The 24,378-nt window shown below is 68.5% G+C and carries 24 protein-coding genes; 6 read left to right on the top strand and 18 right to left on the bottom strand.

Annotated elements, in window-relative coordinates; translation table 11 throughout:
• Positions 1-96 precede the first annotated feature (96 nt).
• Positions 97-846 carry a type IV toxin-antitoxin system AbiEi family antitoxin domain-containing protein gene (locus BpN12_RS32925; RefSeq protein ID WP_246796251.1) on the top strand — a complete coding sequence of 250 codons (750 nt, stop codon included), beginning with the start codon at positions 97-99 and terminating at the stop codon, positions 844-846.
• On the top strand, positions 843-1,763 hold the full coding sequence (locus BpN12_RS32920) for a nucleotidyl transferase AbiEii/AbiGii toxin family protein (RefSeq protein WP_246796250.1): 921 nt from the start codon (positions 843-845) through the stop codon (positions 1,761-1,763). The genes BpN12_RS32925 and BpN12_RS32920 overlap by 4 nt, the downstream gene beginning before the upstream one ends.
• A gap of 104 nt (positions 1,764-1,867) precedes the next feature.
• On the opposite strand, the gene BpN12_RS32915 is transcribed toward BpN12_RS32920, so the two are convergent.
• Positions 1,868-2,926: an NAD(P)-dependent alcohol dehydrogenase gene (locus BpN12_RS32915; protein WP_246796249.1), complete on the bottom strand. Its 1,059-nt coding sequence runs from the start codon at positions 2,924-2,926 to the stop codon at positions 1,868-1,870.
• A gap of 223 nt (positions 2,927-3,149) precedes the next feature.
• On the opposite strand from BpN12_RS32915, the gene BpN12_RS32910 reads away from it, so the two are divergent.
• A complete protein-coding gene (locus BpN12_RS32910) occupies positions 3,150-4,097 on the top strand; it encodes an AraC family transcriptional regulator (protein WP_246796248.1) in 948 nt (315 codons plus the stop codon).
• Here BpN12_RS32910 and BpN12_RS32905 read toward each other — a convergent pair.
• The 7 genes from BpN12_RS32905 to argB form a co-directional block, all read right to left on the bottom strand.
• Positions 4,090-5,061, bottom strand: coding sequence for a M48 family metallopeptidase (locus tag BpN12_RS32905; protein ID WP_246796247.1), 972 nt, complete (start codon positions 5,059-5,061; stop codon positions 4,090-4,092). The genes BpN12_RS32910 and BpN12_RS32905 overlap by 8 nt on opposite strands.
• Complete coding sequence (locus BpN12_RS32900; protein ID WP_246796246.1) at positions 5,051-6,364, bottom strand: AmpG family muropeptide MFS transporter; 1,314 nt, start codon at positions 6,362-6,364, stop codon at positions 5,051-5,053. Before BpN12_RS32900 ends, BpN12_RS32905 begins: the two co-directional genes overlap by 11 nt.
• A gap of 7 nt (positions 6,365-6,371) precedes the next feature.
• The gene (metW, locus tag BpN12_RS32895) at positions 6,372-6,986 is read right to left on the bottom strand and encodes a methionine biosynthesis protein MetW (RefSeq protein ID WP_246796245.1); all 615 of its coding nucleotides are present in this window, start codon (positions 6,984-6,986) and stop codon (positions 6,372-6,374) included.
• Positions 6,983-8,128 (bottom strand): homoserine O-succinyltransferase MetX, encoded by a 1,146-nt coding sequence (gene metX, locus BpN12_RS32890; protein WP_246796244.1) that lies wholly within the window; start codon positions 8,126-8,128, stop codon positions 6,983-6,985. The genes metW and metX overlap by 4 nt, the downstream gene beginning before the upstream one ends.
• A gap of 253 nt (positions 8,129-8,381) precedes the next feature.
• A complete protein-coding gene (gene slmA / locus BpN12_RS32885; RefSeq protein ID WP_246796243.1) occupies positions 8,382-9,101 on the bottom strand; it encodes a nucleoid occlusion factor SlmA in 720 nt (239 codons plus the stop codon).
• Positions 9,068-9,808: a pyrimidine 5'-nucleotidase gene (locus tag BpN12_RS32880; RefSeq protein ID WP_246798066.1), complete on the bottom strand. Its 741-nt coding sequence runs from the start codon at positions 9,806-9,808 to the stop codon at positions 9,068-9,070. Before BpN12_RS32880 ends, slmA begins: the two co-directional genes overlap by 34 nt.
• A gap of 83 nt (positions 9,809-9,891) precedes the next feature.
• Positions 9,892-10,791 carry an acetylglutamate kinase gene (gene argB, locus BpN12_RS32875; RefSeq protein ID WP_042626280.1) on the bottom strand — a complete coding sequence of 300 codons (900 nt, stop codon included), beginning with the start codon at positions 10,789-10,791 and terminating at the stop codon, positions 9,892-9,894.
• A gap of 548 nt (positions 10,792-11,339) precedes the next feature.
• Here argB and BpN12_RS32870 point away from each other — a divergent pair.
• Positions 11,340-12,623, top strand: coding sequence for an ATP-binding protein (locus BpN12_RS32870; RefSeq protein WP_246796242.1), 1,284 nt, complete (start codon positions 11,340-11,342; stop codon positions 12,621-12,623).
• Positions 12,624-12,649: 26 nt separating this feature from the next.
• Entirely contained in the window at positions 12,650-13,192 is a 543-nt protein-coding gene (locus BpN12_RS32865) for a response regulator transcription factor (RefSeq protein ID WP_042626278.1), read from the top strand.
• Between the two features lie 145 nt (positions 13,193-13,337).
• On the opposite strand, the gene hslU is transcribed toward BpN12_RS32865, so the two are convergent.
• From hslU to BpN12_RS32820, 9 genes are all read right to left on the bottom strand, one after another.
• On the bottom strand, positions 13,338-14,681 hold the full coding sequence (gene hslU, locus BpN12_RS32860) for an ATP-dependent protease ATPase subunit HslU (protein ID WP_198250862.1): 1,344 nt from the start codon (positions 14,679-14,681) through the stop codon (positions 13,338-13,340).
• Positions 14,682-14,691: 10 nt separating this feature from the next.
• Positions 14,692-15,228, bottom strand: coding sequence for an ATP-dependent protease subunit HslV (gene hslV, locus BpN12_RS32855; RefSeq protein WP_246796241.1), 537 nt, complete (start codon positions 15,226-15,228; stop codon positions 14,692-14,694).
• Between the two features lie 346 nt (positions 15,229-15,574).
• Entirely contained in the window at positions 15,575-15,991 is a 417-nt protein-coding gene (gene dksA / locus BpN12_RS32850) for an RNA polymerase-binding protein DksA (RefSeq protein WP_015877289.1), read from the bottom strand.
• A 609-nt stretch (positions 15,992-16,600) separates the two neighbouring features.
• Positions 16,601-17,692 carry a CobW family GTP-binding protein gene (locus tag BpN12_RS32845; protein ID WP_483298942.1) on the bottom strand — a complete coding sequence of 364 codons (1,092 nt, stop codon included), beginning with the start codon at positions 17,690-17,692 and terminating at the stop codon, positions 16,601-16,603.
• A gap of 194 nt (positions 17,693-17,886) precedes the next feature.
• On the bottom strand, positions 17,887-19,140 hold the full coding sequence (locus tag BpN12_RS32840) for a class I SAM-dependent rRNA methyltransferase (RefSeq protein WP_246796240.1): 1,254 nt from the start codon (positions 19,138-19,140) through the stop codon (positions 17,887-17,889).
• Between the two features lie 86 nt (positions 19,141-19,226).
• Positions 19,227-20,147: a tyrosine recombinase XerC gene (xerC, locus tag BpN12_RS32835; RefSeq protein WP_246796239.1), complete on the bottom strand. Its 921-nt coding sequence runs from the start codon at positions 20,145-20,147 to the stop codon at positions 19,227-19,229.
• A 16-nt stretch (positions 20,148-20,163) separates the two neighbouring features.
• A complete protein-coding gene (locus BpN12_RS32830; RefSeq protein ID WP_246796238.1) occupies positions 20,164-20,892 on the bottom strand; it encodes a DUF484 family protein in 729 nt (242 codons plus the stop codon).
• Positions 20,893-20,930: 38 nt separating this feature from the next.
• Entirely contained in the window at positions 20,931-21,797 is an 867-nt protein-coding gene (gene dapF / locus BpN12_RS32825) for a diaminopimelate epimerase (protein ID WP_246796237.1), read from the bottom strand.
• An 82-nt stretch (positions 21,798-21,879) separates the two neighbouring features.
• Entirely contained in the window at positions 21,880-22,764 is an 885-nt protein-coding gene (locus tag BpN12_RS32820; protein ID WP_198250869.1) for a lipid A biosynthesis lauroyl acyltransferase, read from the bottom strand.
• Positions 22,765-23,032: 268 nt separating this feature from the next.
• On the opposite strand from BpN12_RS32820, the gene metK reads away from it, so the two are divergent.
• Positions 23,033-24,223: a methionine adenosyltransferase gene (gene metK, locus BpN12_RS32815; protein ID WP_198250870.1), complete on the top strand. Its 1,191-nt coding sequence runs from the start codon at positions 23,033-23,035 to the stop codon at positions 24,221-24,223.
• Here metK and BpN12_RS32810 read toward each other — a convergent pair.
• Positions 24,195-24,378 (bottom strand): hypothetical protein (locus tag BpN12_RS32810; protein WP_246796236.1); only part of this gene is annotated, 184 nt, incomplete at its 5' end. The genes metK and BpN12_RS32810 overlap by 29 nt on opposite strands.

Genomic DNA, 24,378 nt, shown 5'->3' with positions numbered 1-24,378 from the left:
TTGGGGGAAGGTGCGGCGGAGCGTGCCCTCGTTACGGATGGCCCGCGGCAGGTTGAAATCGCATTGCTGGAATGAAATTATTTCTATAATTCCCGCATGATGCGAACTTCACCGAATTTCTTATTCAGAAAATTACTGACAGAGCTTCCCCGCGGGACACCACTCGGGACCGACTGGCTGTCGGCGCGGGGGCTCACGGCGAAACAGGTCGCCCGCCTGGCCGAGGCCGGCTGGCTCAGCCGGCTCGGGCGTGGCGTCTATCTCCTGCCCGGCGACACGCTCGACCGTGATGCGTCGCTCGCGTGGCTGGCCAGCGTGATGCCTGGCCTGCATGTCGGCGGCAGGACAGCGCTCGCGTGGCGAGGCATCCGCCACAACCTGGCCTTTCGCGAAACCGTGGCGCTCTGGGGCGATCGCGCGGCCCGGCTGCCGGCCTGGTTCACTGATGTCCATCCCGCGCACTACCAGGCGACCCACGTGTTCGATGCCGCGATGCCGGCGGATCTGGGGCTGGCGCCGCTGCCGGCAGGGCGTGGCGACGTGCTCGTCTCGACGCCGGAGCGGGCGCTGTTCGAACTGCTCAGCGACGTCGGAAAACGCCAGGGGATGGAAGAGACACGTCATCTCGTCGAAGGCATGCGCTCGCTGCGGATGCCGGTGCTCGAAGCGCTGTTCGCGCATCTGGAGCGGATCAAGGTCGTCCGTTTGGCGTATTACCTCGCCGACGAACTCGATCTATCGTGGAAAGCCGTCGCTTTCCATCACTGCGAGCGTCTGGGCGGCGGCCGGCGTTGGGTGGCGGTCGGTAAAAGCGGTGAGCGTCTCGATCTGAAACGTCCTGAATGAATGTCGACCTTGTCGGTACCGTCCAGTTGTTGGTGTGGGTGGCGCCGTTGATCTTCGAATCGCCGTGCTTCGCGATGAAGGGCGGCACCGCGCTGAATCTGTTCGTCCAGAACCTGCCTCGCCTGTCGGTCGATATCGACCTGGCCTTCGTCGACGGCACCTTGCCGCGCGACGCGGCGTTGCGAATGATCGGCGAGGAGTTGGGCGCCGCTGCCGCGAGGCTCGAAGCGGCCGGCTTGCGGGCCACGCTGCGCAAGTCGCGGGACGGCAGCGACACGAAACTGTTCGTCTCGGACGGCGTGCGCGAGGTGAAGGCCGAGGTCAACTGCGTGTTCCGCGGCACGGCGATGGCGCCGGTTCGCGCGGGCCTGAGCGCCGCGGCCCAGCGTCTGTTTGCCGTGAACATCGAGGTGCCGTTGCTGGCCACGCCGGAGCTCTACGGCAGCAAGCTGGTCGCGGCGCTCGATCGCCAGCATCCCCGCGACCTGTTCGACGTGCAACTGATGTATGCTTGCTTCGGCCTGCCGCCAGCCTTCGTCGACTGTTTCGTCGTCTATCTGGCCGGCCATCACCGTCCGGTTCATGAGGTGCTGTTTCCGAACCCGCGCGACATCGGCGCGTTGTTCGACGCCGAATTCTCGGGCATGACGCAGGCCGAGGTGTCGATCGACGCGCTGATCGCAACGCGTCGCCGCCTGTTCGCCGAGTTGCCGGCCGCGCTGTCCGCGCGCCATCGGGCGTTTCTCCTGTCGCTGGTGCGCGACGGGCCGGACTGGAGCCTGCTGCCGTTTGCGCGGGCGAGTGCGCTGCCGGCGCTGCAATGGAAGCTGATGAACCTGCGCAAGCTGAGGCCGAACCGGGTCAAGTTCGAGCAGCAGGCTGCCATGCTGACGCAGCGATTCGACCAGTTGCACTGACGGGCATCAATGAAAAACGCCGCCGGAATCGCTCCCGGCGGCGTTTTTCCTTTCCTGCTTATACCTCGCTCTCATACCCCGGCCCTGAAGCCGGGGCGGCACGCTTACGCCGCGTCCTTCAGCGAAGCGATGTCGATCACGAAGCGGTACTTCACGTCGCTCTTGAGCATCCGTTCATACGCGTGGTTGATGTCCTGGATCCTGATCAGCTCGATGTCCGACACGATGTCGTGCTCGGCGCAGAAATCGAGCATCTCCTGCGTCTCGGCGATGCCGCCGATCAGCGAGCCGGCCAGGCGGCGGCGCTTGAAGATCAGGTTAAACACGTTCGGCGACGGATGGTCGTGCTCGGGCGCGCCCACCAGCGTCATCGTGCCGTCGCGCTTGAGCAGGTTCAGGAACGGATTCAGGTCGTGCTGCGCGGCCACCGTGTTGACGATCAGGTCGAAGCTGTTGGCGTGCGCGTTCATCTGCGCCTCGTCCTTCGAGATCACCACTTCGTGCGCGCCGAGGCGCTTGCCGTCCTCGATCTTCGACGGCGAGGTGGTGAACAGCACCACGTGCGCGCCCATCGCGCGCGCGATCTTCACGCCCATGTGGCCGAGGCCGCCCAGGCCGACGATGCCGACCTTCTTGCCCGGGCCGGCGCCCCACTGGCGCAGCGGCGAGTAGGTGGTGATGCCGGCGCACAGCAGCGGCGCGGCGGCGGCGAGCTCGAGCTTCTCGGGCACGCGCAGCACGAACGCCTCGTCGACGACGACTTGCGACGAGTAACCGCCGAACGTGATGTCGCCCGTCACGCGGTCCTGGCCGTTGTAGGTGCCGACGAAACCGTTTTCACAATATTGCTCGAGGCCTTCCGAGCAGCTCGCGCAGGTGCGGCACGAATCGACCAGGCAGCCGACGCCGACCAGGTCGCCGGCCTTGAAGCGGCTGACTTCGGGGCCGACGGCCGTGACCCGGCCGACGATCTCGTGGCCCGGCACCACCGGGAAAATCGAGTTGCGCCATTCATTGCGCGCCTGGTGCAGGTCGGAATGGCAGACGCCGCAGTAGAGGATGTCGATCTGGACGTCGAGTTCGCGCAGGTCGCGGCGTTCGATCTGGAGGGGGGCGAGCGGGCTGGTCGCGCTTTGCGCCGCGTAAGCGTAAGTCGTGCTCATTGGGAGGCTCCTTACCGTGGGATTCGAGACGATCCGCGCACGCCAGCCGCAGCGGCCGGCGGCGCGAAACGGGTTCCCATACTAAGGACGGGGGCGGCGCGTCGATATACCTGAAGGTCTTGAAGCTTTGCCTTTTCCTCTTGAATTGTGCGGGCGCAGCACGCGCCGGCCGCCCGTGGTGCTAGATTGCAAGCCTGATCCTATTGCTGGTAACGGATGCGCAATGAGCTTCGAACCCCTGATACCGGATGGCGACCTGCGCGTGCAGCGGCGCATGATCGAGCTGATCGACCGGCTCGCGCCGAAAGACGGCTCGACCGACGCGGCGCTCGAAGGCGTGCGCTTCATGCGCGTGAGTACCACCGTGCCGCGCTGTCCGGTGCTCTACGAGCCGAGCATCGTGATCGTCTGTCAGGGCCGCAAGGTCGGCTACGTCGGCGAGCGCACGTTCGTCTACGACGAGCGCCAGTATCTGGTGCTGTCGGTGCCGCTGCCGTTCGAGTGCGAAACCTACACCGCGCCGCACGGCCCGTTTCTGGCGATCTCGGTGCGCATCGACCTCGGCGTGATCGCCGAACTCGCGATGCTGCTGGAGGAAACGCACGGCGCGGCCGCGAGCGAGCCGGACAGCATCTGCTCGACGCCGCTCGGCGCGCCGCTCGCCGACGCGGTGCTGCGCCTGCTCGAAACGCTGCAGTCGCCGCACGACACGCGCGTGCTCGGCCCCTCGATCATGCGCGAGATCGGCTACCGCGTGCTGACGGGCGAGCAGGGCGACGCGATCCGCGCGGCGCTCGGCCAGCGGCATCATTTCGGACGGATCGCCAAGGCGCTGCGGCGCATCCACCTCAATCTCGGCGGCGAGCATTCGATCGACGCGCTCGCGGCCGAGGCCGGCATGAGCGCCGCGGTGTTCCACACGCATTTCCGCAGCGTGACGGGCACCTCGCCGATGCAGTACGTGAAGGCCACGCGGCTGCACAATGCGCGGCTGATGATGGTGCAGGAAGGCGTCAGCGCCGGCGCGGCGGCCGCGCGCGTCGGCTATGCGAGCGCCTCGCAGTTCAGCCGCGAGTTCAAGCGCATGTTCGGCCGCAGCCCCGGCGACGAGGTGCGCTGGGTGCAGGCCAACGGCCTCGTCGTGAACGGCGAGCCGGCCGAGATCAATTGACGGGTGAGGCGGGGCGGCGGCGCACCGCGCTGATGCCGGCATACGGCGGCAGCGTCTCGACGCGCTTGCCGATCGCCTTCGCGTAGACCGGCATCAGGTCGGCGAGCCGCTTCATCAGATCCTGGCGGCGCCGCGCGTCGTAGGGATGCGAGTAGATGAAGCCGTGCCGGCGGTCGCCGCGGGTGGCGGCCGCGAGCTTGTCCCAGAGCGTGATCGCGGCGCGCGGATCGATGCCGGCGCGGGCCGCGATGTCGCCGCCGATCACGTCGGCCTCGGTCTCGTCGGTGGCGCCGTAGCGCAGCGTGGCGAGCCGTTCGGCGATCGCGGGCGGCGCGGGCAGCGGCTCGGCCAGCCCGTACAGCGACGAGATCGGGTTCGCGCCGGGCGCGGCGGCGGGCGGCATGTCGCCAAGGCCGGCGCGCGCGTGTTCGCGCAGCGCATGCGCCATCTCGTGCGCGAGCAGCACGCCGAGTTCGTTGTCGTTCAGGCGCAGCCGTTCGAGGAGCCCCCTGTCGACCAGCAGCTTGCCGCCCGGCAGGCCGAGCACGCGGATCTCGCGCGCGCGCACCACGTTCACGTCCCAGTGCCAGCCCTTCACGCGCTCGTTCCACTTGATCGCATACGGCGCGAGCCGCGCGACCAGCGCGCGCAGCCGCCTGACGCGCGCGTCGTCGGCCGCCATCAGCGTGCCGGACTGGGCGGCCGCCTGCACCATCCGCTGGTATTGCGCGCCGGTGATCTGCTCGAGCACCGGCGACGGGATCAGGTTGCGGAACGCGAACGCGTTGCCGTAGCGCACGCCGGCGGGCGGCTGCCCGTAGGTGGCTCCGTGCCCCGGTTGCGGCGCAGGTGCAATGGCCGAAGGGGGCGAAGGGGGCGGCGCGGCGGCCGACGCCGCGCAGGCGAGCCCGGCCGCGCCGGCCAGCAGCGCGCCGAGCGCGAGGCGCGCGCGCTCAGCTCGCACGGGCGGCCTCGTCGGGCGCGCCGCCGCGCCACGGCGCGACCTTGAACAACAGCAGCAGGCCCGGGATGCCGAGCACGGCGCAGACCAGGAAATAGTCGAACCAGCCGATCCGCGCGACGATGAAGCCGCTCGACGCCGACGCGAGCGTGCGCGGCACCGAGGCGAGGCTCGTGAACAGCGCGAACTGCGTGGCCGTGTAGCGCGGATCGGTGGTGCTCGCGATGTAGGCGGTGAACGCGGCGAGCGTGAGGCCGGTGGCGAACGTCTCGAAGCCGTAGACGCCCGCCATCAGCACCGGATCGGCGCCGGCGCGGGCGAGCCAGGCGAAGCCGAGCGTCGAGGCGATCTGCACCACGCCGAAGATCCACAGCCCGCGCGCGATGCCGATTTTCACCAGCCAGACGCCGCCGATGATGCCGCCAGCGAGGCTGGCCCAGAACGCGGTGGTCTTCGCGATCACGCCGATCTGCGTCTTGTTGAAGCCGATGTCGAGGAAGAACGAGGTGGACAGCGTGGTGGCCATCACGTCGCCGAGCTTGTAGAGGAAGATGAAGCCGAGCACCAGCGCCGCGTTGCGCCAGCCGCCGCGCGCGAGGAATTCGCGGAACGGCAGGATCACCGCGTCGCGCAGGTTCTTCGGCGGCAGGCCATGCACCTCGGGCTCGCGCACTACGAGCGTCATCACGATGCCGGGCAGCATGAACGCGCCGGTGACGATGAACACGAGGCTCCACGGCAGGTGGTCGGACAGGATCAGCGCGAGCGAGCCGGGCACCAGCGCGGCGATCTTGTAGGCGTTCACGTGGACCGCGTTGCCGAGGCCCTGCTCGGTGTCGTGCAGCAGCTCGCGGCGGTACGCGTCGATCACGATGTCGGAGCTCGCGCCGAAGAACGCGACCAGCGTGGTCAGCGCGGCGACGGTCCAGATCGAGTCCTTCGGCGAGACGAAGCCGAGCGCGCCGATCGCCACCGCCACCAGCAGCTGGGTGGCGAACATCCAGCCGCGCCGGCGCCCGGGGCGCCAGCCGGGCAGCCGCGGCACGAAGCGGTCCATCAGCGGCGCCCAGAGGAATTTCCAGGTGTAGGGAAACTGGATCAGCGCGAACAGGCCGATCTCCTTCAGGTTCACGCCTTCCGAGCGCAGCCAGGCCTGCACCAGGTAGACCAGCGTGAACAGCGGCAGCCCCGAGGTGAAGCCCAGGAACACGCAGATCAGCATTCGCGTGTTCAGGAAGGCCCGCCAGCCGGGATGGTCGTCGTGGGCGGCGAGCGCGGGCGCGTCGTGCGGCTCGGGTCGGGTCATTGGCTCGTCAGGGATGGCTGCGCTTCACGCGATAGACCGCAAGACTACCACGCCAGTTCGCGCCCCAACGGACCGGCTGGCCGCCGTGCAGCACGATCCGGTCGAGGATCTCGATGCCGACTTCGGGCGCCAGCGCCTCGAAATCGCGGATCGTCAGCACCCGCACGTTCGGCGTGTTGTGCCACTGGTACGGCAGCGATTTCGACACCGGCATGCGCCCCTTCAGCACCGACAGCCGGTGCGCCCAGTAGCCGAAGTTCGGGAACGACACGATGCATTCGCGGCCCACGCGCACCGTCTCGCGCAGGATCGCGGCGGTCTGGTGGATGGTCTGCAGCGTCTGCGAGAGGATCGCGAAATCGAAGCTCTGGTCCTCGAACAGGCGCAGCCCGTCCTCGAGGTTCTGCTGGATCACGTTGACGCCGTGCTTCACGCAGCCGTGGACGCCCGCGTCGTTGATCTCGATGCCGTAGCCCGACACCTCCAGCTCCTCGGCCAGCAGCGCGAGCAGCGAGCCGTCGGCGCAGCCGAGGTCGAGCACCGTCGCGCGCGGTTCGACCCAGCGCGCGATGGCGCGAAAGTCCGGCCGCGCCGAAAGCATCGTCAATGCCTGCTGGTTCATGCTCCCACCTCCGCGGCGATTCGTTCGTAATAGGCGCGCACCACGTTGTGGTAGCGCGCGTCGTCGAGCAGGAACGCGTCGTGGCCGTGCGGCGCGTCGATCTCGGCATAGCTGACCTGCCGGCGGATGTCGAGCAGCGCCTTCACGAGCTCGCGCGAGCGCGCCGGCGCGAACCGCCAGTCGGTCGTGAAGCTGGCCACCAGATACTTCGCCGTGCTGCGTTCGAGCGCGGCGCTCAGGTTGCCGCCGAACGCCTTGGCCGGATCGAAGTAGTCGAGCGCGCGCGTGATCAGCAGGTAGGTGTTCGCGTCGAAGTACTCGGCGAACTTGTCGCCCTGGTAGCGCAGGTACGACTCGACCTCGAACTCGACGTCGAAATTGAAGTTGTAGGCGTCGAGCGCGCCGTCGGCGCGGCGCAGCGCGCGGCCGAATTTCTCGGCCATGTCGTCGTCGGACAGGTAGGTGATGTGGCCGATCATGCGCGCCACGCGCAGCCCGCGGCGCGGGATCACGTGGTGCGCGTAGTAGTTGCCGCCGTGGAAGTCGGGGTCCGACAGGATCGCCGAGCGCGCCACCTCGTTGAACGCGATGTTCTGCGCCGAGAGCTTCGGCGTGGAGGCGATCACCATGCAGTGCGCGACGCGCTCCGGATACATCAGGCTCCAGGCCAGCGCCTGCATGCCGCCGAGGCTGCCGCCCATCACCGCGGCGAAGCGCTCGATGCCGAACGCGTCGGCCACGCGCGCCTGCGCGTTGACCCAGTCCTCGACCGTGACCACCGGGAAGCGCGCGCCGTAGGGCGTGCCGGTGGCGGGGTCGAGGCTCATCGGGCCGGTCGAGCCGAAGCACGAGCCGAGGTTGTTCACGCCGATCACGAAGAAGCGGTTGGTGTCGAGCGGCTTGCCCGGCCCGACCATGTTGTCCCACCAGCCGGTGCTGCGCGGATCGTCCGCGTAGGTGCCGGCGACGTGGTGCGAGGCGTTCAGGGCGTGACAGACGAGCACCGCGTTCGAGCGCGCGGCGTTCAGTTCGCCGTAGGTCTCGACGACGAGCTGGTAGCTGCCGAGCACGCTGCCGCTTTGCAGCTGCAACGGCTCGGCGAAATGCATGGTCCGTGGAGCGACGATGCCGATCGATTCCATTCGTGGCGCCTTATGACTGGGCGGCTAGATGGTGTCGGCGATGCGCGGAAGAGGGATGGCGCGGCTGACGACCTCTTTAGCCGCATTTATAGTGAACCCGGCCGGTGGTCCGGCAGGCTCGCGCGCCCGCAATCGAGTCAGCAAATCGGCGCGCTTCGTTGGCCGCCGCCGCGTGGACGCGGCAGCGAATCGGGAAAGTATAGCGGAAATCGCCGCACGCGGCGGGGCGGCGGCCGGTGCCGTCGGCCCGCGCTCAGCAGAGGATCAGCTGCAGCTGGACGTCGGCGTGTTCGATGGGCGACTTGCCGAAGCCGCTGCGCGCGTAGCGGTGCCAGCGGCCGATCACGTGCGTGACGAGCAGGTTGGCGCGCATCGCCGGATCGTAGCCGGGCGGCAGCGGCGTCGCGCCGGCGGGGGGCGTCGCGCCGGCGTCCGGCGGCGCGGATGCCGCGAGCGCCGTGCGCAGGCACTGCCGCACCGAGGCCTCGACGCGTTCGAGCATCCGGTCGATCCGCTCGATCAGCCGCTCGTGCTCGCCCACCAGCGCCTCGCCTGTCAGCACGCGCGTCATGCCCGGGTTGCGGGCCGCGAAGTTGAGCAGCATCAGGCCGATCGCACGCGCCTGCAGCACGCCGTCCGGCTCCTTCTCGACGATCTGGTTGACGAGCCCGAAGATCGTGCTCTCGATGAATTCGATCAGGCCTTCGAACATTTGCGCCTTGCTCGCGAAGTGGCGGTAGAGCGCCGCCTCCGAGATCTCCAGCCGGGCCGCGAGCGCGGCGGTGGTGATCTTCTCGCGCTTGGGCGCCTCGAGCATGGCGGCCAGCGTCTGCAGGATCAGCACCCGCCGCTCGCCGGGCTTCGGTCGCGCGCGCGGGCGCGGCGCGGCGCCGGCCGCCGGATGGCTGGTGCCGGCCGGATCGGCCGGGTCGGCCGTGGCTAGGGCCGGGTCCCGCGGTTCAGTCGGCTGCATTTGCGTCGCCCCGCTCGTGTGCTCAGTCGCAGCGATTGTAGCGAAGCAATGCGACGATCGACATAGTGCGGGCGACCGATTCGCGGCAAGTGGCCGGGCAGGTGCCCGGTGATCCAGATGGTGCGGATGCCGAGCCCCTTGTAGCGCTTCAGGTGGCTGCGCGTGTCCTCGACGAGGATCGCATCGGCGAGCCTGACGCGCGCGTCGCGCATCGCCCGGCGCAGCATCGCGGCATCGGGCTTGGCGCGCCAGGCGCGGCGGTCGCGCATCTGCTCGATCGCGATCACGCGCTCGAACAGCCGCTCGATGCCGAGTTCGGCCAGCACCGCGCGCGCGTAGACTTCCGGCGCATTGGTCAGGATCAGCTTGCGGCCCGGCAGCGCCGCCACGCGGCGCGCGAGCCCACGCTCGCCGCGCACCATCGACGGCAGGTCCGTGAAGGTATGCACGACCTTCAGGAAATCGTGCGGATCGATCGGATGATGGCGCGCGAGCCCGAGCAGGGCGGCGCCGTAGCGGTGCGTGTAGAACGTGCGGAGGTGGTCGGCGCGCGCGCGATCGACCTGCAGCGTGTCGATGATGTACTGCGTCATCGCGGCGTTGATGGCCGGGAAGATCGCGTGCGAGGCGTGGTGCAGCGTGTTGTCGAGGTCGAACAGCCAGACCGGCCGGCCGGCCTCAGGCCGGACGCGGCGCGCGCGGCGCACCGGCGGCGCCGGCTCGGCCGCGGACCGGGCCGGCGTGCGGGCTGGCTCGTGGCCCGACTCCCGGGCCGGCGTGCGGGGGCCGCTCAATGCGAGCGGATCATCGTGCCGAACGGCTGTTCGGTCAGGATCTCGAGCAGCACCGAGTGTTCGATGCGGCCGTCGACGATGTGGACCGACTTCACGCCGCTCTTGGCCGCGTCGAGCGCCGACGAGATCTTCGGCAGCATCCCGCCCGAGATCGTGCCGTCCTCGAACAGCGCGTCGATCTCGCGCGCGGACAGGTCGGTCAGCAGGTTGCCTTCCTTGTCCATCACGCCCGGGATGTTGGTCATCATCACCAGCTTCTCGGCGTTGAGCACGGTGGCGAGCTTGCCGGCCACCAGGTCCGCGTTGATGTTGTACGACAGGCCGTCCTCGCCGAAGCCGATCGGCGAGATCACCGGGATGAACGCGTCGTCCTGCAGCGCCTTCACCACCGCCGGGTTGATCGCCTCGACCTCGCCGACCTGGCCGATGTCGATGTACTGGCCCGGGTTGTCGCGGTCCGGCATCATCAGCTTGCGCGCGTGGATCAGCGCGCCGTCCTTGCCCGTCAGGCCGACCGCATGGCCGCCGAAGTGGTTGATCAGCGTGACGATGTCCTGCTGGACCTCGCCGCCGAGCACCCATTCGACGACTTCCATGGTTTCCTCGTCGGTCACGCGCATGCCCTGGATGAACGTGCCCTGCTTGCCGATCTTCTTCAGCGCCTGATCGATCTGCGGGCCGCCGCCGTGAACGATCACCGGGTTGATGCCGACCAGCTTCAGCAGGATCACGTCGCGCGCGAAGCCCTGCTTGAGCCGCTCTTCCGTCATCGCATTGCCGCCGTACTTGATCACCACGGTCTTGCCGTGATACCGGCGGATGTACGGCAGCGCCTCCGCGAGGATTTCGGCTTTCAGCGTGGGCGCGATCTGCGAGAGGTCGAGAGGATCGGACATGGCGGAGACTCGGGTTCGGGACGATTGATTCTGGACGGGCGAAACGGGGGAATTGTACACAACTGGCGCAGTGCAGCATGGGGTTTTTGGCCATTCGGGCCAAGCTTGCGCCAGCGCGGTTTCGCTGCATTTTTAATGCGACAAAAGGGCGCGATCATGGACAAACGGACGCGGCAGTCGAGGGCCGTCGCGCTATGCTTGCAGCACGTCTTTCCGATCGTTTCATGGCGCCGATGTCACCTGCCGCAACCACCGTTCCCGCTTCGCGCCGCTGCCCGCAGTGCCGGCGCCCGTTCGGCTGCGGCGCGCCCGCGCCCGACGGGTTCGTTCCCGATGAGTTCGCGGCCGACGGGCTCGCGGCCAGCGCGGCAGCGGGCGGTGCGGCGCCGCTGCGGTGCTGGTGCGCGGCCCTGCCGCCGTTGCCGGCCGGGCCGGAGTGGCCGCCGCTGCCGGCCGGCCACTGCCTGTGCCCCGATTGTTACGCGCGAAGGCTCGCCGGGCAGCCGGCCGGCGGACGCGCCATGCCGACGGAGTAAACTGCGCCGATCATGCACAGAATCACGACCACCGGCCGCGTCAATCTCGGCAACCTCTTCTGGCTGCGCACGCTCGCGATCCTCGGCCAGCTCGTCACGATCGCCGTCGCCCAGCGCTTCTTCGGCGCGAACCTGCCGCTGCCGGCCATGCTCAGCGTGATCGCGCTCGAGGTCGTGTTCAACGGGCTGACCTGGTTGCGCGTGCTGCGCGCGCGCCCCGAGACCAATTTCGAGCTGATGGGCCAGCTGTGGGTGGACATCGGCGCGCTGTCCGCGCTGCTGTTCCTGTCGGGCGGCACCACCAACCCGTTCGTGTCGCTGTACCTGCCCTCGCTGGCGATCGCGGCCGCGGTGCTGCCGTGGCACCTGATGGTCTGGCTCGCGGCGTTCTCGGTGGCCTGCTATTTCACGCTCGGCTTCAATTCGGTGCCGCTCAACCTGGACAACCCGGCGAACCTGTTCGACTACTACCGCGCAGGCCAGGGCGTGAACTTCCTGGTGTCGGTCGGGCTGATCGCCTGGTTCGTCGCGCGCATGTCGAACGCGCTGCGCCAGCGCGACGCCGCGCTCGGCGAGGCGCAGCAGCGGCTGCTGCGCGACGAGCGGGCGGTCGCGCTCGGCGTGCAGGCCGCCACCGTCGCGCACGAGATGGGCACGCCGCTGTCGACCATCGCGATGCTGACCGAGGAGCTGCGCGACGCCGCGCGCGCCGATCCGGGCCTCGCGCGCTACGACGCGGACCTGAAGGTGCTGGAAGAACAGATGTCGCAATGCACGTCGGCGCTCGCGCGGCTGCGCAGCCGCGCCTCGGGGCCGACGCGCGAGAGCGTCGCCGCCTGGCTCGAGACGTTCGGACGCCACTGGCGGCTGCGCCATCCGCACGTGCAGTTCGATCAGATCGGCGAGGGGCCGTCGGGCGTCGAACTCGTCGACTCCGTCGCCGCCGGGCAGATCCTCACGATCCTGCTCGACAACGCGGCCCGCGCGAGCCGCGATCGCGTGACGCTGCAGGCGCGGCTCACGCGCGTGTCGGATCGCGACACGATCGTGTTCGAGGTGGTCGACAACGGTCCGGGCATTCCGCCCGCGCTGCGCGAATCGCTCGGCACCGCGCCCGTCGACAGCACCCAGGGCGGCAACGGCGTCGGGCTGTATCTGGCGTTCAGTGCCGCCGCGCGGCTGGGCGGCACGATCGAACTGAACGACGCGCAGCCGCGCGGCACGCGCGCGCTGCTGCGCTTGCCCGTAGTAAGCAGCACCATGCGGCCGGCCGAGGCGCAGCAACCGGCCGCTTAACATTCGCTGAACCGAAGGAGAAGAAAATGAGCGACAACCATTTCCTCGTGATCGATGACAACGAGGTATTTGCCGGGACGTTGGCGCGGGGCCTTGAACGTCGCGGTTATCTCGTCGAGCAGGCGCACAGCCGCGAGGCTGCCCTGAAGCTCGCGAGCGCATCGAAGTTCCAGTTCATCACCGTCGACCTGCATCTCGGTGACGATTCGGGGCTTTCGCTGATCGCGCCGCTGTGCGACCTGCAGCCCGATGCGCGGATCCTCGTGCTGACCGGCTACGCGAGCATCGCCACCGCGGTGCAGGCCGTGAAGGACGGCGCCGACAACTATCTGTCGAAGCCGGCCAACGTCGAGTCGATCCTGGCCGCGCTGCAGACCAACGCGAGCGAGGTGCAGGCCGAGGACGCGCTCGAGCATCCGGTCGTGCTGTCGGTCGACCGGCTCGAATGGGAGCACATCCAGCGCGTGCTGGCGGAGAACAACAACAACATCTCGGCGACCGCGCGCGCGCTGAACATGCATCGGCGCACGCTGCAGCGCAAGCTCGCGAAGCGGCCGGTCCGGCAGTAACGGCACCGGCAACGGCACCGGGGCCGGATTCGGCCGCCGGTGCCTTTTGCCCCGGCGCTATCGCAAAAAAGCAGAAAAACGGGCGGCCCGCCTGCGCAGGGCCGCCCGTCCGGTCCGCTCCGTATCCCGGCGAGTCGCCGCCGGCTTACAGCACGTAGCGCGACAGGTCTTCGTCCTTCGATACTTCGCCGAGCGCGCGATCGACATAACCCGCGTCGATCGTGACGCTCTGGCCCGCATGATTGCCGGCCGCGAACGACACGTCCTCGAGCAGCTTCTCGATCACGGTATAGAGGCGCCGCGCGCCGATGTTCTCGGTCTTCTCGTTGACCGAGAACGCGATCTCGGCCAGGCGCCGGATGCCGTCCTCGGCGAACTCGAGCTGCACGTCCTCGGTGGCGAGCAGCGCCTGGTACTGCTTGACGAGGCTCGCGTCGGTGGCCACCAGGATCGATTCGAAATCCCCGACCGACAGCGAGTCGAGTTCGACGCGGATCGGGAAGCGCCCCTGCAGCTCGGGAATCAGGTCGCTCGGCTTCGACAGGTGGAACGCGCCGCTCGCGATGAACAGGATGTGATCGGTGCGGATCATCCCGTACTTGGTGTTCACCGTGGTGCCTTCCACGAGCGGCAGCAGATCGCGCTGCACGCCCTGGCGCGAGACTTCGCCGCCGCCGCCCTCGTGATTGCGCGAGGCGATCTTGTCGATCTCGTCGAGGAACACGATGCCGTTCTGCTCGACGTTCTGCACGGCCTTCGTCTTCACTTCCTCGTCGTTGAGCAGCTTGCCGGCTTCCTCGTCGGTCAGCAGTTTCAGCGCTTCCTTGATCTTCACCTTGCGGCGCGTTTTCTTGCCGCCGCCGATGTTCGAGAACATCGAGCGGATCTGTTCGGTCATCTCCTCCATGCCCGGCGGCGCCATGATGTCCATGCCGGCCTGCGGCTGCTCGATGTCGAGCTCGACTTCCTTGTCGTCGAGCGCGCCCTCGCGCAGCCGCTTGCGGAAGGTCTGGCGTGTCGCGTTGTTGTCCTCGTTGGCGGACTCGGCGTTCGAGCCGAAGCCGACCGCACGCGGCTGCGGCAGCAGGATGTCGAGGATCCGGTCCTCGGCCTGGTCCTGCGCCTTCGAGCGCACCTTGCGCATTTCCGTCTCGCGCGTCTGCTTGACCGAGATCTCGATCAGGTCGCGCACGATGCTGTCCACGTCGCGGCCGACGTAGCCCACTTCGGTGAACTTGGTCGCCTCGATCTTGATGAACGGCGCGTCGGCGAGCTTGGCCAGGCGGCGCGCGATCTCGGTCTTGCCGACGCCGGTCGGCCCGATCATCAGGATGTTCTTCGGCGTGATTTCCTGGCGCAGCGGTTCGGCCACCTGCTGGCGGCGCCAGCGGTTGCGCAGCGCGACGGCCACCGCCTTCTTCGCCTTCGCCTGGCCGATGATGTGCTTGTCGAGTTCCGAGACGATCTCGGCAGGGGTCATGGTGCTCATGGAAGCGTCCTTACTCGATCGTTTCGATGATGTGGTTGTGGTTCGTGTAGATGCACATGTCGCCCGCGATCGTCAGCGACTTGGCGACGATCTCCTGCGGCGACAGGTCGGTGTTCTCGGCCAGCGCGCGCGCGGCGGCCTGCGCATACGAGCCGCCCGAGCCGATCGCGCAGATCCCGCCTTCGGGGTCGAGCACGTCGCCGTTGCCGGTGATGACGAGCGTGGTGGTCTTGTCGGCCGTGATCAGCATCGCCTCGAGGCGGCGCAGCATGCGGTCGGTGCGCCAGTCCTTGGCCAGCTCGACGGCCGCGCGCGTGAGGTTGCCCTGGTGCTTCTCGAGCTTCGCCTCGAAGCGGTCGAGCAGCGAGAACGCATCGGCGGTGCCGCCCGCGAAGCCCACCAGCACCTGGTTGTTGTAGATGCGGCGCACCTTGCGCGCCCCGCCCTTCATGACGATATTGCCGAGCGTGACCTGGCCGTCGCCGCCCAGGGCGACCTGATCGCCGCGGCGTACCGAGACGATCGTCGTGCCGTGATATTGCTCCATCTGCGTTCCTTCAGAAATCCGGGGAAGACGCGGCGGTGCGGACACCACCGCCCTTGTGCGGCGCGCGGCGTGGCGAATGGCCCCACGCGCATTACGGACATGTTAGGGCACGCGCGACGATATCAAGAGCGGAAATCTGGCGAAGCGGGGCGGGATCAAGGGCGGTCGAGGCGAGGGTCGCAAACGCCGGGGCGCCGCGAACGACCGGCGAAGGCGCGCCGGACGGCGGGAGCGTGGCGGGCACGGCAGGCCGGGAAACGGCGCCGAAAAAAGAAAAGCGCGCGGCAAGCCGCACGCTTTGTCGAAGCAGCGTGAAGAGGCGCGGGAAGCGGCCGCGCCGGCGCGATCAGTCGCCGAACAGCTTCTGGCGCAGCTCGCGGCGCTCCTGCGCCTCGAGCGACAGCGTGGCCGTCGGCCGCGCGATCAGGCGCGGGATGCCGATCGGCTCGCCGGTTTCCTCGCACCAGCCGTAGTCGCCGGAATCGATCCGCGCGAGCGACTGCTGAACCTTCTTGAGCAGCTTGCGCTCGCGGTCGCGCGTGCGCAGTTCGAGCGCGTGTTCCTCTTCGATCGTGGCCCGATCGGCAGGATCCGGCACGATCACCGTTTCGCGAAGGTTCTCGGTCGTCTGGCCTGCGTTGCGGAGGATTTCCGCCTGCAGCTGCTCGAGTCGATTTTTGAAGAAGGCGAGCTGATCATCGTTCATGTAATCCTTGTCGCTCATCTTCAGGATTTCGGCTTCGGTCAAGAGTTTGTTCGTCATCTGCTTGCTTCTTCAATGTGCTGCAAATCGCGAGATATTGCCCGCACTTTGGGATTACCCGCAACGGCCTTTGTCATGGTTTGCCAATCATTTGCCGTGTCGGGGCCGAAAGCCTCCGGTACCGGTTCGCCAGGTACCCTGGTGCCGGCCCGCTCGCGCCGTTGCCTCGAAGCGAGGCCTGCCGCATCCGGTTCATGACCGGCCGGCGGGGGCGATGCCGGTGTGCCCGGCAGCTAATGCAAGAACCGGGCCTAATAACTGCCGTTTCCAGTGGGCACGTATTGTAACTGAATCGCTCAGCCGCTCCGCAAGCGAGGAAATTCCACGGCCGTGCCGGCTGGATATCCTAAAAATATAACCTGCAAAGCGCGAAAAAGCGATGACGCGTTCAAACCGCGTGCCCGCCGGCCGGCCGGCCGTGGGCGCGGCCTGCCGCGGGACGGTGCGGGCCGGCTGGCCCGGCGCGATGGATGGCGTGCGGCGGGCAGGAAGCGAGGCGCGGGTGGCGCCGCGATGCGGCCGGCCCGAGGCGCCCGGGCGGTGGTACGGGCCGCCCCGGAGCGGGAGGGGACGGCGCGGGCGCCGCCGCGCGGGATGCCCGCGCGACGCTTATGCGAGGCAGGCGTCGAGGCCGTCGGTGATCAGGTCCTGCGGCAGGTCGATGCCGATGAACACCATCTTGTTGGTCTTCTTCTCGGCCGGCATCCACTTCCCGGCCAGGTCGCTGCCCATCATCTGGTGGACGCCCTGGAACACCACCTTGCGATCGACGCCCTTCATGTACAGCACGCCCTTGTAGCGCAGCAGGCGCTCGCCGTAGATCTGCAGGATGCCGCCGAGGAAGTCCTCGAGCTTGGTCGGGTCGAACGGGCGGTCGTTGCGGTAGACGAACGACTTGATCTTGTCGTCGTGGTGCGCGTGGTGGTGGTGGCCGTGCGCGTGATCGTGACCGTGGTCGTGATCGCAGTGGCCATGGTCGTGATCGCAGTTCGCGTGGTCATGGCCGTGATCGTGGCCATGGTCGTGATGCGCGTGGTCGTGGTCGTCCTCGACGAGGAAGTCCGGGTCGATCTCGAGCTTCGCGTTGAGGTTGAAGCCGCGCAGGTCGAAGATTTCCTTGATGTCGGCGTCGCCGAAGTTCACCTGGCGCACGGCCGCCTTCGGATTCATGTGCAGCAGGCGGTGCTTGAGCGCGGCGAGCGCGGCTTCGTCGACGAGGTCGGCCTTGGTGATGAACAGGCGATCGGCGAAGCCGACCTGGCGCTGTACCACCTCGTGCTCGTCGAGCTGCGCGTTCGCGTGCTTGGCGTCGACCAGCGTGATGATCGCGTCGAGCAGGAATTCGTCGGCGATCTCGCTGTCGATGAAGAACGTCTGCGCCACCGGGCCCGGGTTCGCGAGGCCGGTGGTCTCGATCACGACGCGGTCGAAATCGAGCTTGCCGTCGCGCTTGCGGGCGGCCAGATCGCCGAGCGCGCGCGCCAGGTCGCCGCGGATCGTGCAGCAGATGCAGCCGTTGCTCATCTGGATGATCTGCTCGTTGCTGTCCTGCACGAGGATTTCGTTGTCGATGTTCTCTTCGCCGAACTCGTTCTCGATCACGGCGATCTTCATGCCGTGCTGGTCGTTCAGGATGCGCTTGAGCAGCGTGGTCTTGCCGCTGCCGAGGAAGCCGGTGAGGATGGTGACGGGAATGGCCATGTCGATCGCCTTGGTTCGTGAAACGGGGTCAAAACGTTGCGGCTTTGCCCGCGGGCCGCGCGCCGCCGGAGCATGCCGCGGCACGCCGGCTGGATGCCGCGCGTGCCGAACTACCTATTGAAACATAGTTGTCAAGCGCCCGCGCCCCGGCCATTCGGCCGGCGTGCGCGCCGGAACGCCCCAGATCGGGGCGCTCAGGCGATTTGCAACAGCAGGCCCTTCAGATATTCGCCTTCCGGGAACGCGGTCAGCAGCGGGTGGTCCACCCCGGCGCCGAGCCGCTTGAGGATCCGCGCATCGACGCGCGCGTCGGCGGCGGCGCCGGCCACGATCTTCTGGAACAGGTCCATGTCGATCGCGCCCGAGCACGAGTAGGTGAACAGCAGGCCGCCCGGGCGCAGCAGCCGGAAGCCGCTCAGGTTGATGTCCTTGTAGGCGCGCGCGGCGCGATCCACGTGCTCGCGCGCCGGCGCGAACTTCGGCGGATCGAGCACCACCACGTCGAAGCGCTCGCCCTCGTCGGCCAGGCGGCGCAGCGTCTTGAACGCGTCGGCATCGAGCCAGCTCGCGCGCGCCGGGTCGAGCCCGTTGGCGCTCACGTTGCGCTGCGCGAGCGCGAGCGCGTCGCCCGAGGAATCGATCGAGACCACGCGGTTCGCGCCGCCGGCGAGCGCCGCCAGCGAGAAGCCGCCGGTGTAGCAGAAGCAGTTCAGCACGTCGCGCCCGTTCGACACCTGGCCGACCAGCGCGCGGTTGTCGCGCTGGTCGACGTAGAAGCCGGTCTTGTGGCCGTTGAACACGTCGACGTGATAGCGCACGCCGTTCTCGCGCGCGACCAGCGTGGCGGGCGGCGCGTCGCCGGCCAGCACGCCGGTGGTCTGCTCGAGCCCCTCCTTCTGGCGGATCGACACGTCCGAACGCTCGTAGACGTTCGGGCAGCCGGTCGCGCCGATGAGCGCGGCGACGATCGCCTCCTTCCAGGCCTCGACGCCGGCCGCCATGAACTGGCAGACCAGCTGGCCGCGCCGCGCGCCGGCGGTCGGCGCGGTCTCCGGCGACTGGCCGGGCGGCAGCTCGTGCGGCAGGCCGTCGTCCACGTAATAGTCGACGATCAGGCCGGGCAGGCCGTCGGCTTCGCCGAACACGAGCCGCACGGCGTCGGTGCCGGTCACCATGGTCTGGCGGTGTGCGACCGCGCGCTGGACGCGCCGCTTGAAGAACGCGTGATCGACCGGCTCGGCCTCGTCGAAGCTCCAGACCCGCACGCGGATCTGCGAATGCGGGCTATAGGCGCCGCGCGCGAGGAAGCGGCCGTCGTGCGAGCGCACCATCACGGTCGCGCCGGCGGCCGGCCGGCCTTCCACGTGCTCGATCGCGTTCGCGTAGATCCACGGGTGGCGGCGCAGCAGGGATTTGTCTTTCGACGGTTTGAGCGTAACGGTTTGCATGTCGGTATCGGTTCGGGGGCCGCGCGGGGCGCGGCGACAACAAGGGCTGGTGAAAGAGACGGCGGCGGGGCGGTGCGCCCGGGCCGTCAGTCGCGCTTCTTCGCGCGCGGGTGCGCGCTGTCGTAGATGCGCGCGAGATGCTGGAAGTCGAGCGAGGTATAGACCTGCGTGGCCGAGATGCTGGCGTGGCCGAGCAGCTCCTGCACCGCGCGCAGGTCGCCGCTCGACTGCAGCACGTGGGTCGCGAACGAGTGGCGCAGCACGTGCGGATGGACGTTGGCGGGAATCCCGGCCACCAGCGCCGCGCGCTTGACGCGCTCGCGCACCACGCCGGGCGCCATGCGGTTGCCGCGCACCGACAGGAACAGCGGGTGCGGATCGGCGCGCACCCAGCCCTCGCGCACCGCGAGCCAGGCGTCGAGCGCCTCCAGCGCCTTGCGGCCCACCGGCACCTTGCGTTCCTTGCCGCCCTTGCCGAGTACGCTGACCTCGGCCTCGCCGCGATCGAGCCAGCCCGCCGAGCGGTAGCCGCCGGCGTTCGCGTAATGGACGTCGAGCCCGACCAGCTCCGCGAGCCGCAGCCCCGACGAATAGAACAGCTCGACGATCGCGCGGTCGCGCAGCCCCTCGGGCGTGTCGGGGAACGGCGACTCCATCAGCGTGTTCGCGTCGTCGACCGACAGCGCCTTCGGCAGCGTCCGGGCGCGCTTGGGCGCGCGCACCGTGGCCACCGGGTTGGCCGCCATCTCGACGCGCTGCGCGTACCAGCGGTAGAACGCGCGCCAGGCGGACAGCCGGTGCGCGATCGAGCGCGCCGACAGTCCGCCCGCGTGCGCGCGCGCCACCGCGCTGCGCATGTCGGCGGCGGTGAGGCTCGCGAGCGGCCGGCCGTGGGCGAACGCGGCCAGCGCGTCGAGTTCGTGCGCGTAGCCGCGCAGCGTGTGTTCCGACAGCTGCCTGACGTGCTGCAGGTACGACAGGTAGGCGGCGATCGGCTCGTCGGTCATGGCGCGGGTGGACGCTTCAGTGCGGCAGCAGGCGCGTGAGCGCGGCGCTCGCGAGCGTGCCGATCTGCGTCAGGAAATCGGTGCCCATGCCGTCGTGGAAGCGCCGCGCGTCCGGCGAGCCGAGCACCAGCAGCCCGAAGGCCGAGGCGCCTTCGCCGGCCTCGGGCGCACGCAGCGCGATCAGCGCGATCGAGGTGGCCACGCCGCTCGCGCTGACGGTGGTGGCGGCGCCGTCGGCCCCGTCCGCCGCCTCGGGCGCGGCCGGCACCGGCGCGAGCCACTGCGCGGCCTCGAAGCCGCTGTTGGCGCCGCAATAGGGCGTGACGAGGCTGTTCGCGAACAGGCGCACCTCTTCGCCGACGTTGCGCGCGAAATCGGCCTGCGCGTAGGCGTCGGCCACGTCCCAGATCCGCAGCGCCGTCTGCGGCACGTCGAACACGTCGGCGAGGCCGCCCGCGATCGCGCGCGGCAGCGCGTGCGCGTCGCGCTCGGCGATCACGCGCGCGGTCCAGCGGCCGAACTTGGCCGCCAGCCCGTCGTTCTCGTGCCCGTAGCGCAGCAGCTCGGCCAGACGCCGTTCGAGCAGCTTGTTCTTGTCGCGCAGCATTTCCATCTGCCGCTCCTGCAGCGAGATCGCGGCCTTGCCGTGCGGGTTCGCGAGCCGGACCGTGGCGAGCAGCTCCGCGTGCCGGGCGAAGAATTCGGGGTTGGCGAGCAGGTAGTCGGCGACGTCGCGATCGTTCATGGAGCGGTGTGGTTGGAGGAGGGCGGGGGCCGAAAGGCTCAGGCGGTCAGTTCGACGACGCCGTCGAACACGGTGACGGCGGGGCCGGCCATCGACAGCGGCGCGGCTTCGTCGCGCGCGCCGTCCCAGGCGATCGTCAGCACGCCGCCGTGGGTCTGCACGGCCACCGGCGAATCGAGCAGGCCGCGGCGAATCCCGGCGGCCACGGCCGCGCAGGCGCCGGTGCCGCAGGCGAGCGTCTCGCCGGCGCCGCGCTCGTAGACGCGCAGCTTCACCTCGCGGCGCGACACGATCTGCATGAAGCCGGCGTTCACGCGCTGCGGGAAGCGCGCATGGTGTTCGATCACGGGGCCGTCCTCGAGGACCGGGAACGCCTCGACGTCGTCCACCACCTGCACCGCGTGCGGGTTACCCATCGAGACGACCGAAATCCAGCGCGTCGCGCCGCGCACCTCGAGCGGGAACAGCGTGTCCGCCCCCTCGTGGCGCGCGTCGAGGCCGGCGGCGTCGAACGGCACGCGGGCCGGCTCGAACACGGGCGAGCCCATGTCCACCACCACCTCGCCGTTCTCCTGCAGCGTCAGCGTGAGCAGGCCGTGGCTGACCTGCACGCGTACCGTCGTCTTGTCGGTCAGGCCCTTGTCGCGCACGAACTTCACGAAGCAGCGCGCGCCGTTGCCGCAATGCTCGACCTCGCCGCCGTCGCAGTTGAAGATCCGGTAGCGGAAATCCGCGCCGTCGAGCGTCGGCCGCTCGACCAGCAGCAGTTGATCGGCGCCGACGCCGAAATGGCGGTCGGCGAGCGCGCGCACGCGCTCGGGCGTGAGGCCGAGGTCGCCGGCGGTGCCGTCGAGCACGACGAAGTCGTTGCCGGCGCCATGCATCTTGGTGAACGGAAGTTTCATGGGCGTTATTGTATGCCGCGCCGGGCGCGGCTTGCGAACCCCGGCGGCGGCGGCCGTCCCGGCGCCGCCGCGGCGTCCGCGATCAGTAGAAGCCCGGCTCGCCGGCCGGACGCGTCTTGAAGCGCTTGTGGACCCAGTAATACTGCTCGGGCAGCAGCGGGATCTGTTCCTCGAGGAACGCGTTCATGCGGCGCGCGTCGAGATCGTCGTCGCCGGTCGGGTACTGCTCCCACGGCTTGAACACGCGCAGCCGGTAGCCCTTGTAGTTCGGCAGCACCTCGCCGATGAACGGCACGACCTGCGCGCGGCCGGTTTTCGCGAGCCGGCCCACCGCCGTCAGCGTGCAGGTCGGGATCCCGAAGAACGGCACGAACGTGGAGTTGCGCGTGCCGTAGTCCATGTCGGCGCCGAGCATCACGGGCTTGCGGTCGCGCAGCCAGCGCAGCACGATCCGCGCACTGTCGGCGCGGCTCGCCATCTCGGCGTCGAAGCGCGCGCGCGCGCGCTTCGCCTCGGCTTCGAGCAGCGGGTTCGAAAACGGTTGGTACAACGAACCGCAGGTGCGTTGCAGCGAGCGGTTCAACCAGATCGAGCCGGCCTCGATGCCGACGAAATGCAGGCCGAGAAACAGCGTCGGCGGCAGGTCCGGATCGGTCAGGTCGATCGCGCTGTCGACCTCGATCAGCCGGGCCAGCTTCTGCTCCGAGCCGAACCACTGGACGCTGCGCTCGACGTAGCTGCGAATCGCATGACGAAAGTGCCGGCCCGCCACTTCCTCGCGCCGCGCCTCGCTCCACTCGGGAAAGCAGAGTTTCAGGTTCGTATGTACGATGCGCTTTCGGCGGCTCGGGATGCGGTACAGCAACCAGCCGAGCGCGTCGCCGAAACGCGCCGTCACGCCATACGGCAGCAACGCGAACAGCTTCAGCAGAAGCAGCGCGAACTGCGTGCCGAGACGGCCTAGCATGAGCGGTCTCCATGGGGCCGGAAGGCCCGCGCCTGGCGGGGGAAATTCAGAACGTAGCGGTGGGCAACCACGAATGCACCCTTGTGTGACAAGACTGGAAAGCCGCTATAATACGGGCTTCGCCGAGTTAACTGACAACTTGCGGGGCGAAGCCGGAGGGGTGCAGGATGCCTGTCCGGGTCAAGGAATCCGCTAAAGCGTCGCCACTTCATCCGGTTCCGAAGCTGGCTACGTGAATGCAACCGTAACCACCAAGGAGCTTAGCCAAGTGGCAAACGATTATCTCTTCACGTCCGAATCCGTTTCCGAAGGCCACCCGGACAAGGTCGCCGACCAGATCTCCGACGCGATTCTCGATGCCATTCTCGCGCAGGACAAATACTCCCGTGTGGCAGCCGAAACGCTGTGCAACACGGGTCTCGTCGTGCTCGCGGGTGAGATCACCACGACTGCCAACATCGACTACATCCAGATCGCGCGCGACACGATCCGCCGCATCGGCTACGACAACACCGACTACGGCATCGACTACAAGGGTTGCGCCGTGCTCGTCGCCTACGACAAGCAGTCGCCGGACATCGCGCAAGGCGTCGATCGCGCGCACGACAACAACCTCGACCAAGGCGCCGGCGACCAGGGCCTGATGTTCGGCTACGCGTGCGACGAAACGCCCGAGCTGATGCCGCTGCCGATCTACCTGTCGCACCGCCTCGTCGAGCGCCAGGCCAACCTGCGCCGCGACGGCCGCCTGAACTGGCTGCGTCCGGACGCGAAGTCGCAGGTCACGGTCCGCTACGTCGACGGCAAGCCGCACTCGATCGACACCGTCGTGCTGTCGACGCAGCACGCCCCGGAAATCGACCTGCCGCAACTGCGCGAAGCCGTGATCGAGGAGATCATCAAGCCGACGCTGCCGGCCGAACTGATCAAGGGCGACATCAAGTTCCTGGTGAACCCGACCGGTCGTTTCGTGATCGGTGGCCCGCAGGGCGACTGCGGTCTGACGGGCCGCAAGATCATCGTCGACACCTACGGCGGTGCCGCTCCGCACGGCGGCGGCGCGTTCTCGGGCAAGGATCCGTCGAAGGTCGACCGCTCGGCCGCCTACGCGGGCCGCTACGTCGCCAAGAACATCGTGGCCGCGGGCCTCGCCTCGCGCGCGCTGATCCAGGTGTCGTATGCGATCGGCGTGGCCGAGCCGACCTCGGTGATGGTCAACACGTTCGGCACCGGCAAGGTCTCGGACGAACTGATCACGAAGCTCGTGCGCGAACACTTCGACCTGCGTCCGAAGGGCATCGTGCAGATGCTCGACCTGCTGCGCCCGATCTACGAGAAGACGGCCGCCTATGGCCACTTCGGCCGTGCCGAGCCGGAATTCTCGTGGGAAGCGACCGACAAGGCGCTGGTCCTCGCGGAAGCGGCAGGCGTCACGCCGGCCGTCGCGCAACCGGCGTAAAACCGGCGCAAAACTCACATAGCGTGCCGCGGTCCGGATCCGGACCGAACGGCTTGAATGAAAAAAGCCCGCCGAAGCGGTAATGCCGTTCAGTTAAGGTTCTTTCTGAGGAACCGAACGGCATAACGAGCAGGACGGGACTTGACGGCCCGATC

Source organism: Burkholderia perseverans (assembly GCF_022870505.1).
Classification (GTDB): Bacteria; Pseudomonadota; Gammaproteobacteria; order Burkholderiales; family Burkholderiaceae; genus Burkholderia; species Burkholderia plantarii.
Note: the sequence above shows the minus strand (reverse complement) of the source record. Positions and strands in the feature narration are given on the sequence as shown.